The sequence below is a fragment of the Methanocaldococcus villosus KIN24-T80 genome, from assembly GCF_000371805.1.
Taxonomy (GTDB): domain Archaea; phylum AGJL01; class Methanococci; order Methanococcales; family Methanocaldococcaceae; genus Methanocaldococcus; species Methanocaldococcus villosus.
The window spans coordinates 1-11,376 of sequence record NZ_AQUK01000002.1 but is presented as its reverse complement, the minus strand read 5'-3'; the positions used below and the strand labels follow the sequence as shown (position 1 = coordinate 11,376).

The following is an 11,376-nucleotide window of genomic DNA, read 5'->3' as shown; positions in this document are numbered from 1 at the left end:
ATAATTGAAGGAATCGGCAAGGACATCAAATACCTACTTAAGAATAGATTAAAACTACAAAAAATTTTTATTGACTGGATTTTAAAACAAGACCCACAAGAGTTGAGAGAAGTATACGAAACAATTGAAGAAGAAGAGCAATATAAATTTATATACTTTGGTTTAGGGTTGTTGTTTAAGTTTTGGGCTGACAACGGTTTTGATGTAAATAAAGAATACTACAAAGAAATTTTAAGAATGCTAAAAGCTGGAGAGCAAGAATTTAAAAAGGATGTAATGAATGATGAGGGAATTATTGATATACTACATGAAGTTGTTTATAATAGGTTGCTGGAGTTGGTTAAATCCATACCATGGGGAGACAAAAAGGTAAGTATTGAAGAGTTAGAAGATTGGGATATATTAAACCACTATGCAATTGAATTAATGAAAAAAGAAGGTTACACTATATACAGGTTGGAGAGAGAAGATAAAATAAGAATAGCAATACAACAAAGAGGATTAATTAAGTTGCTAAGTGTGTTGAAGAAGAGATTTAAAATGAATTATCCAGACAAAATAACATTAGAATGGTTTGCAAACAAATTGAGAGAAGATCATGAAGATCACAACATTGAGATAAAGCAAATTAAAATAAGCGGTAAGAAATTTTACAAATGCTTAGTTATAGATTTAAAAGAAGAGATAGAAGAGCAGGATTTAAAAGAAGAAGTTAAAAAAATAGTTGAAGAGGCAGGAATAAGAGGAATGACCACAACTGAAGTGTGTGATAGATTAGGATTAAGTGAAGACATTGTTGAGAGGGTGTTGAAAGAATTACACAGAGAGGGTGAGATTGACAATCCACGGCCTAATATATGGATAAGACTATAAGAAAAAATTAAAAAATTTAATTATAAAAATACACCATGGTCTCTTAAAATTTTTTTATTTTTCTTAGACCACCCTATATTCCCTTCCCAATATCTACCATTTCTTTCTATGGTTTTAAAGTATGCATCAGAATCTCTAACTTTTTCCCCTTTTGGAGTATACCATTTGCCATATATCTTTACAGGTGTTTTTTTTCTCCAAGATAGTCTTTTATCAAATACGCCAAACCAATAACCCAAAAACCCACCCCAAGAAGGATACTATTTTTAATTTTTTTATAATCATTTATAGAAATTTTTCACTCATTTTCAAATATAATTACTTATAGCAAACAAGTTTTACCATTTTTACATACACCAGGGTGCAAACCACGACAGCAGGATACTATGTAAGTAATCTTGAATGAACATGAGCGAAATTTTTTTGCCTAAATAAGTGTTATTATCACAGCTTTTGTTAGATAAGATTCCAAACAATAATTTTACCACAAGTTGTGGGGTTATAATGAGCATTTTTAAAAATTATTTTAATTTATATATGCAAATGCATGAGTTAGGGAATTGTAGGGAATGTTAGGGAATGTTTTTGACATTCCCTAAATAACCACAATTTATTTTTTATTTTTTTATATTCTCTTTATTTATTCTTTTTTAATATAGGGAATGTAGGGAATGTATATTCTATATACTATTTTTTTCAACATAGTGTAGTATGATTATTATATATTGATGATTATCAATTTTTATTACTAAAAACACTTACTAAAAATTTTGTATATGCAGAAAAAAAAAAAACATTCCCTTGGTGTTTAAGCAATTTTAGGGGTTTTTAGGAAAAAAAAAGCATTTAAATCAATCTTTTAGGGAATGTAAAAAACATTCCCTACGACATTCCCTTATCAATAAGTTAATATATTTAAATAATATATGTTCAGAAAAAATAATACTCATTTATTTGAACCTATTAATTAAAATTTCTTTTAATTTGCGGTGTTTTCTTATAGGTCTTGCAAAAATAGTGTGTAGGGTTAATAACCCATGTGTTAGTTAAGTGTTATCTTATTTTTGAAAATTGACAGTTGGTTAAATTTTCCGACATTTATTCTCAGCATTATTACTTGATTAATTGTCATTACAGCCGTATAGCTAAGAAAGTTTGAGTAACTCTTCGTAGAGTTTTGCAAATATGGAAAGAATAATATAACAATTCTGTATAGCACTCTATATATCTGTATAGCAATCTATATATAGGTATTAACATAATAACATAAATTGACATATATTGACATACATAATTAACAAGAACATAAAAATAAAAAAAGAGATAGAAAAGAGTGTAAAAAATATTGGAGACGGTGTAAACAATATTTAACTTATGTTTATCACAATCTTTATATTGACATTTAACGGCAAATTGTGAAGAAGGTAAATTATAAATAACATGGTTGTTATATCAATCATACAATCACCTCTTTATATTTGTGTATTTGCCTTTATCCCCGTTGCTGGGGGATCATCGGACAAGAAATTTTTAATCTACAATGCTCATTAATACCCGTATAACCTATATATAGATGTATGATCATTACTCTCTTTATTTCAATACAAAGAGTATACTTTTTATGTATAATAAATTAAAAAATTTGCATATATAAAGATATACATTTACTGGTAAAATTGGATGAAATTAAATAACATGAGACGATAATAAACACAAAATATTTAGAAACAAAGCAAGCCTAACGACTACACAATTGTATTATTGAATAAAAGTATAAATAATTTATGATTTTTTGTTTTAAAAAAGAAATATGTCGTATATAAAGCATTTAAAGATCTGTAATAAGTATTTCATTAGTATATAAAAATAAAAAATCTATCATAATAATAAAAATCCATTTGCTTAAGCAAACAGAAATAACACAAAAACATTACTTAAACAACTAAATAAGAAAATCACTTTTGTGGGTTGGTGTATGTAAAAATTATCAATGGTAAAACTTGTTATCTATAGATATTGATTTTTATATCTTTCCTGTAGTCATTGGGGGTCAAAAGATTACTTCTCTATTTTTAATAGTAATTTTATATTAAAAATAGGGGATAAGGTTGGTTTTCTTATTTACCTAATAACATTTATATAACTAGCTTATATGCTTTAAAAGATTTGAATTCATTAATTTGAATTTATAAATATATATTTCTTCTGAAGAATAATATTTATGAAGTTTTGACAAAAGTGAGTGGTGAAAAATACTAGTCAAAGTCTCTTTAAAACTATATAAATATTATAGGATTGTTAATAAAAAGAAAATATAAATCATTAGTGTGTTTAAACCTAAAATAGCTTAATTATTTGGCACTTTTTATTTTTATTAGTTCTTCATATATTGTTTTGTATGTTTTTTCTAATAAATCTTTAATTTCATCTTCATTAAAGCCTACTATTTTCAATATTGTATAATCCAGCTTTATTCTCGCATACATTCCTGGATCATTTTTAATTGTGTAATCAAGTAAATCTTCCCAAGATTTGTCTTTAAAGTGTTTTATATACTCATAGCCTTTTTTCATTTGCTCCATTATACTTGGGAACTCTATATCTTTTATCTCTTTAAATAGATTTAAAAGAACTTGTTTTTCTTGATCAGAAAGTTTATTAGAATCCAAAATATAAATAGTTTCTAAATCTTTAGTTGATAAGTGGACAAACTCACCAGTTGCTTCAGAAATTCTCCTAATCACCTGTGTTAAGCCAAGTATAGAATTAAAAGAAAGGGTATACGTAAGTGAAAATATAATATTATCTGCCGTATTTACTCTAAATGTTTGATTATATATTGTTTTTACTTTACTAACTACGCAAATGACAGAGGTATTTATACTATATATATTAAATTTCTCTGGAGTCGCAGTATATACCAATTGATTTTCTAATTTTTTCTTTATTAGGTCCCAAAACCTTCTTCTTGTAGTTGGATCTTTAGCTAGGCTCTTATCTTTCCATTTTGACATTAGCACAACTTTATCAAAACCCATAAAATCTTCAATAACTATATAGTCATGTTTATTTGTAATATCAATAGTTTTAATTCCAGTTATTGTTCTTAAACCGGGTAATACTCTATCTTTTGGAATTTTTAAATCTGGTTTTGTATGATTTTTTATAAACTCTTCTAAATTATTACCAGAGAAGTTTTTCAATAAATCCTTAATTTTATCTTTAAATACTACATAAATAAAGGCTGAGTCTTCAGAATGTAATACCATAATAACATTTCTTCCAATTCTAGATTTATCTAAAGGCCTTGTTATATATACAAGCTCTGACAGTCCAGCTGGAGATGTATGAAATCCTTGCCTTATATAACTTTCATCCAATCTTTCTAATTTCTCTCCAGCCCTTTCCAAAATTACCTCCATTAAATCTTCTTCTAAACCAGTTTCCTTTAGCAAAGGCATTAAATTTTCTTGATGTTCTATTAGGGTCTTATAGTTCACAAAATAAACTTCATAAAAGCCATCTGGATCTTCGTAATGATTTATTTCACCCTCTTTAGCTTTTTTGTATAGAAGTTTTAGCTCATCAACAATTCTTTTAGCCTCTTCAGTTGTAAATTCAGAACTTCTAATAGATTTTTTAATAAATACTATTCCAGTGATGTCATCTTCTTTAGGTTTTCTTTTCTCAGCTATAAATAAAATATCTCTAAAAGCTGCAGCTTCTGAAAAGGCTAAATCAGCAACAGGTTTTACCAACCATCTTATATGGTAATTTTTTAAAAAGAACTTCCTTATTTTTTCTGTAGCTTTTCCCCTTGCTATATTTATTGGTATAACGGCCCCTACTTTACAATTTGATTTTAATAAAAAATGAGATAAAGCAAGGAAATACCCCCACAGGTTAATTTGTCCTCCAACATTTTCCTTTATAAACTTATAATAATTCAACTGATTTAGCTTTTCTCTGTATTCTTCAGGTAATTTTTCTCTATCTGAAAATGGAGGGTTCATTATAATAGAATCAGCTGAAGTTAAAGTAAAAACATCTATTGTTTTAATTTTAACATCTGTATCTAAATTATAAAATACTCTATTTACAATACTGATAACCTCTTCTGATAAATTTTTATCAACAACAATATTTAGAGTTAAGTTTCTAAATTTATCTTTGATATTCTCTAATTTTTTAAGAATATTTATTAGTTTATCCAAGTTATTTTTAGAAATTCCCAAAATTGCTATCTGATTGTAATTAATATCTTCTATATTTTCATTATTATTAACATATATTACCTTTCTATCAATTTTATTGCTTATTATATATTCTTTTGCATGTTCAGTATCATAAACATAAATTGTAATATTAAAGTTTCTCCTTTTTATTCCATTAAAAAAGGCATCTAGTGTTGTTTGTCTATTTTTTAAGCTCTCAACAACTTTTATTAATTCTGAAGAGACTGTTTCCAAAACTAAATACTCTTGTCTACCTTTATTCTCTAATAATCTCTTCAGTATATTAATAGAATCATCCACACTTATTCTTAAGCGATTAGTTTCAGCATCTATGTTTTGTAATGATAAATTCATTGCTGCAATATGAGCAGCAAAAGGCATTATGTCAATTCCACTTATATCTCTTTCAACAAATTGCCTATGTAGCTTGATATCATCTTCAACAGAGATAAAACCATAATATTTTCTATATAAGTCTTTTTTAGTATTATATGAAGCTACTAATAAAGTTCCAGATCCACATGCTGGATCTATAACACTTTCTTGGTAATTGTCTATGGTTAGTCTAGCTAATATCTCAGCAGCAATAGGATGAGTGTAAAATGTAGCAAAAACTTTTCTTGTTTTAAATGGTAATAATTTGTGATAAACTCTTCCTAACAAATCATGAGGAATTTTCCAGATAGGGTTTGAGTTTAACACATCTATAATATTGTTAATAACTTCTAGAATTCTTTTATCGTTTGGTAGTCTTTCAAAAATATTGATACTATATATTGCTCTAAAGTCTATTTTTGTAATTTCATTAAAGTATCTTTTTAAATCTAATAATGAAGTAATCCTCTCTAATTTTGGTAACTCTTTATTGGATCTATTAGAATAGAGATAGTAGAATAAAATTTGATTAGTTAAAATAAAAGCTAATAAATCTACTACAGCTGTTCTAAAATCTTCATCCCTCAATAATTCATCTAAATTCTCACTTTCACTTAATCCAAGTAAAGATTTAAATAATGATATATCTCCAACTAGATTTATTAAAGCTTCTGGGGAGGATAAATAATATAACCTAAGGATATAAGCTAACTCATCTATATACTCTTTTAATACCCTAACAATAGATTCTGGATTTACTATAGTTTTAGTTTCATCAATAAACTCTCTTATTTTATTTATAAGCTCTTTTTTGGCATTTTTAAATTCTAAATTTCCATCTATCATATGAAATAAAAGTTCTTTATTCTTACTACCTGATACTATTATATACACTTTTGAGTTTTCTATAGCTGTTTTTAGCACCTCTTCCTCATGCCCAGTAATTAGTTTAACATTTCTAATATTCTCATCAAACTTTATGCCTATAAAGCCATTTATATCTGAAATTACTTTGTTTGAAACTAATTTTGAGATATCAGTTAATATATCTCTGATATTATCTAACTTTCCAATTTTTACCTGAACATAAAAAGCAGTATCTTTATATGATATTTTTAAATCTGGGTATCTCCTACCTGCTACTTTAATTTCCTGAACTCCTGTAAATCCAATATCTTTAAAAATTTCTAATAACAAGGGATATAATGTCCTTTCTGTAATTTTTTCAGAATGTGTACCCATGTGTAGCACCATTTAACTTATTCTCAAAAATTTAGATTAGTATGTTATATGTAGATTAAGATTTAAATAAACTCTTTTCGCTCATGTTCATTCAAGATTACCTATATAAATGCTGTTATCTGGCTTTGCGACTAGTGTATATAAAAAATTATTAATGGTAAAACTTGTTATCTATAGGTAATAATGTTTGAAGATAAGCGACGGAATAAATGCCAAGTAAATTCCCTAGAAACACAACAAAAGTCACTATGGACACCATACTCCAAAATATACTTTACTATTTGTATATTTTGCTACTTAGATACTTTTGCTATTTTATCTCCCATCAATCATCCACTATATGTCTACCTTCCTAAATGACAAGAAAAAAAAGGAATTGTCTACATGTTCTTGCTACTTGGGTACTATTATCCAGAGGATACTAATTGACAGATGGACGATGTATCAAAGTAGAAAAGTAGAAAAAGAAACATATTATAACACAGAGGGTGCTCTTACTATCCCACACTATACTCTAGAGGTCAGGAGTTTAGCAACTCATTAGATAATGTGTTTATTTAAAATATGCTGCTCGAAGTGTCACTTAAACACTTCCATGTGACTTATTCTAATTTGTCACATAGGGCATTGTATGAAGTTTATTATAACAATCATTTAAAAAACTTGTAGATGTTATTAAAATACTCCAAATGTTGCAAATATAACAATTTTTAATAGTATCTTGATATAACAATTCTATATAATACTTACTTCTTAATTTGCGCGAATTGCGAAATTGTTATATTATAAAAATATATTATTAATTTATAAAGTCATGAATTTTAAGAGTTGATAAATATGGATAACCAAACTTTGTTTATGGCTATGGGGTTGGCATCATTGGGTTTAGTTGTTTTATTATCATTAGCTCTATATGTGTGGTATTTTAAATTAGGAGGTAAAAAAGCCTTAGATACTCATTAAAGTTTTGTGTAGATATCATATAATACCGCACAAAATAACCAAACTGTTAATATTATTGCAATAACATCTCCAACAAATAATATAATCCCAACATTTGGAGCAATAGTTTTTGATGCAGTATTTAGTATAATATATAACATAAATAAAAATTCATATCCTACTAATACTATTCCAGCATTAGATATTTTGTCAAATAGAAGTTTTCGTTTTTCATCCATAATTATCTCAACCTTAGATTATTTTTGTCTTCCTATTTTGGAAGAATAAATAATTTATCGACAAATTTACCCACTACTAAATTACACTATTAAAACAAAAGTATAAATAATTGTAATTTTTTGCTTTTAAAAGTAATCAATTTTTACCATCAATAATTTTTATATTGCACTAGCTGCAAAACCACAACAACAGCACACTATTTATGTTAGATAATCCCGAATGAACATGAGCGATGAACAAAAATACTATTTTTCAACCATTACTCTCTATGTTTTTTATTTAACTATAAAATATAACACATACTTCTATAATATATATGATTTTTATACAAAATATACACTAAAGTATATATATATAAGTTGGGAAAGATGATATTATGAACAACCAGAATAAGACCGAAAATAGTGCAACAATTCCAATTAGAATAGATAAAAATACATTAGAAATAATGGATACTCTAATAAAACACAAAGTGTTTAAAAGTAGAAACCAATTGGTTAATAAAATTATTAAGGACTTTTACTATAGGTTATATTGTGAAACTATCGCTTTAGAGTTAATAAATAAGGCTGTTGATGAGTTAAAAAGTAAAAATATCAAAATAAGCCGTAAAGATTTGAAAAATGCCATTACAAGCATACTACCCATTTTAGTTTTAGACATAAGTATGTATTATGATTACTTAGACACATTGACATTAGTAAAAAAAATAAAGTTTCAAACTGAGTTATTGTCAAAATTAGGACCTTTATTAAAAAAATATGTTGAAGAAAATGAGGGTAACTTAGAAGAAGAGGACTTAAAAGAAATCTATGACATGGTTTTAAAATTATTAACTATAGTGCTGGAAATTAAGTTAGGGGAATTAGGGGATGAAAACTCCAATAAAAGAAAAGTTTATGAAATAATCAACCCAAAAATAAAAAATGCTTTAAAAAAGTTAGAAAAACCAAAATCTTAACATATCACTCTTTTAAATTTTATTTTTAGAATTTGGAAAAATGAGCCACCAGAACATAATTTAATATACCACTATAAAGAAGAATAGGAGATCTCTAAAAGATCCTCCCAACTCCAAAAAAAAAACAAAAATATCGACAACACCCCCAAGGTGATAAGCTATGTTAAGTTATGTAAAGAATAGTATAAAAAATTTACCCCCAAGAAAATACACAATAGAAGAATTAAAAGAGTTAAATAAACAAAAATTAGAGGCTTTAAGAAAATACCACAATAGTAATTTGTTTGTTTGGTTAGCCAAGGGATTTAAAGGAAAAAATGAAGATGATGCTAAAAGGCCAATAACCCTAACCTTAGATAAAGAAGATTTAAAAAGTGATGAATTAAAATTATTGAGAGATTTAAATATAGATACTACAAGAGATGAAATTAAAATCACACATGGGATAATTAAAAAGTTGATTAATAAGGGATATTCAAAACTACCACAGTTTGTTTTTGATGCATTATATAGGGTTTTAGAACAGAACCCAGAATATAATATATGTGTTGAGCCTATAGGGGAAGTAGTTGCCTATGACTTAGATAGTGATGACTATTTTGAGATATTTAAACAAGCTTATTATGAAGTATTTGGAGAAGATGTTTTAAAAGATACTTTTGTTGAAAAAACTAAACAAGGATATCATATCTTTTTAAGATTAACCAACTTTATACCTAATGGTAGGACTATAGAATTTATCACTAAAAAAGAAGGTAAAGAGTTTGCAAGGTATTATAATGGAAAGTATGAGATAGTATATCCATCCATAAGAGTAACCAACCCTGAAGAGCTGGAAGGTATCCCATACACTAAACTATCCACAAAAGGGTTGGATGAGTTAAAAACAATAAGCTTAGATAAATTGAAAGAGTTGGAAATTAAGATTGTTGAATTGTTAGAAAAGAAAGGGTATAAAGTTAGGAATGAAGTTAAAAGATTGTTAGGAATTCCAATAGGTGAAAATGGAAGGCTACACATTGGAGTTGAAGGAACCAACAGCAAAGCAACAATAGAAGTAATGCCAAAGAATAAAGAAGAGTTATTAAACACAATATTGGAAGATGTTAAAAAGCTACAAATTGAGAAGGGAGAGAGGAGCGACTGGATATTTGCATTAACATTATTGTTTAAGTGGTGCGGGTTAAGTTGTGAGGATGCTTTTAACATCCTAACATCCTTAGAAGGGATTAAAACAAAGTTTGAAGATAGTAGCCACAATTTGGATTGGTATAAAACATATGAGTGGAACGCAGCAGAAAATGTTAATTTAGCAGGAATTATAGGGGCATTCCAACAATGCCCAAAGATTGATAAAACAAACATTTTAGAAATTTTAGAGAGCTACAAAGAAAAGGGAGGGGTGCTTTACAACAAAGAGTTTTATAGAGAAGTTAAGGAATTGAAAAAGAAGATAATTAAAAGTATATACTACATGGTTATTGCGAAGGAAAAAAGGCATTATGTTTTTAAATTTAATATCTACAAAATTGTTATTGATTTGAAGAAGAAAAAGGAGTTAATGGCTGAAGGTAAAGAGGAAAAAGAGGCTTTAGAAGAAGCAACAACCAAAGAGATTATAGAGTATCCAATATTTAAATTTATGGATTTAAACCAGTTTAGGGATATTATCCTAAATAAAAACTATGTTGTTGTGAAAGGCATAACTACAATAAGGAATAATAACCTAAAGAATGAATATGAGCTAAGATTTGAGGACATAACAGGATTATTAAACTATGTTTCAACAGATGCCACAAGAGAGGTTATTAAGAAGGTTAAAAATGCCTTAGATGTTTTAATTGATGCTATTGAATGGTTTGCTAATAATAAAACCTATGAAAGTAGTTGCTTGTTTAGGGTGTTAGAAAGAGATGGGAAGTTAACCATCCCAAAGGTCGAACACCACCCAATACTACACCAATATGAGAGCTACCCAACACCAGAAGAATATTATAAAATGCTAATGGAAACAACCTATACGGAAGAGGAGAAAAAACAGCTATTAGAAACACTATATAAGCTAAATAAACCACACAACGTTTTGGTAATGGCCTATTTCTTAGCTTCTTTATTAGTAGGAGTTGTTGATTATGAAATAACTCCATTCCTAATATTGTATGGTAAAAGTGGTAAAGGTAAATCTAAAACTGCAAGAATATTCAACTTTGTAGATATAAAAACCGATAGACTTACAGAATATCAATATAAGGTTTATGCTAATGGTTGGGGTTGTGGCTTTGGGTTATTGGACGAGTGTAAAGAGTTAAGAAATGAGTTAATACAGTTGTTGAAGGAGAATGCAACAAGCCCAATATATGACAAAAAACACGGACAAAAATATAGACATATCTATAAGTTGTGTGGCATTCTAACATGTAATGATATATTTGACTTAAAAACCAACAACCCTGACGATTTAGCTGGATTTTTAAGAAGGCAACTAACCTACAAAGTTAGAGATGAAGA

The 11,376-nt window shown here is 27.5% G+C and carries 5 protein-coding genes and 2 pseudogenes; 4 read left to right on the top strand and 3 right to left on the bottom strand.

The window, feature by feature from the left end:
- Positions 1-873, top strand: a pseudogene (locus METVI_RS07325) (hypothetical protein); the annotation flags it as partial.
- A 20-nt stretch (positions 874-893) separates the two neighbouring features.
- Here the strand turns inward: METVI_RS07325 and METVI_RS0107115 are convergent.
- Together METVI_RS0107115 and METVI_RS0107110 are read right to left on the bottom strand one after the other, a co-directional pair.
- On the bottom strand, positions 894-1,112 hold the full coding sequence (locus METVI_RS0107115; RefSeq protein ID WP_004591913.1) for a hypothetical protein: 219 nt from the start codon (positions 1,110-1,112) through the stop codon (positions 894-896).
- A 2,112-nt stretch (positions 1,113-3,224) separates the two neighbouring features.
- On the bottom strand, positions 3,225-6,725 hold the full coding sequence (locus tag METVI_RS0107110; RefSeq protein WP_004591921.1) for an N-6 DNA methylase: 3,501 nt from the start codon (positions 6,723-6,725) through the stop codon (positions 3,225-3,227).
- An 837-nt stretch (positions 6,726-7,562) separates the two neighbouring features.
- Here METVI_RS0107110 and METVI_RS07420 point away from each other — a divergent pair.
- The gene (locus METVI_RS07420; RefSeq protein ID WP_004591920.1) at positions 7,563-7,688 is read left to right on the top strand and encodes a hypothetical protein; all 126 of its coding nucleotides are present in this window, start codon (positions 7,563-7,565) and stop codon (positions 7,686-7,688) included.
- Here the strand turns inward: METVI_RS07420 and METVI_RS0107095 are convergent.
- Positions 7,685-7,906 carry a hypothetical protein gene (locus METVI_RS0107095; RefSeq protein ID WP_004591918.1) on the bottom strand — a complete coding sequence of 74 codons (222 nt, stop codon included), beginning with the start codon at positions 7,904-7,906 and terminating at the stop codon, positions 7,685-7,687. The two genes, METVI_RS07420 and METVI_RS0107095, sit on opposite strands and share 4 nt — an antisense overlap.
- 377 nt (positions 7,907-8,283) lie before the next feature.
- On the opposite strand from METVI_RS0107095, the gene METVI_RS0107090 reads away from it, so the two are divergent.
- A complete protein-coding gene (locus METVI_RS0107090; protein WP_004591916.1) occupies positions 8,284-8,868 on the top strand; it encodes a hypothetical protein in 585 nt (194 codons plus the stop codon).
- Positions 8,869-9,028: 160 nt separating this feature from the next.
- Positions 9,029-11,376, top strand: a pseudogene (locus METVI_RS07210) (hypothetical protein); the annotation flags it as partial.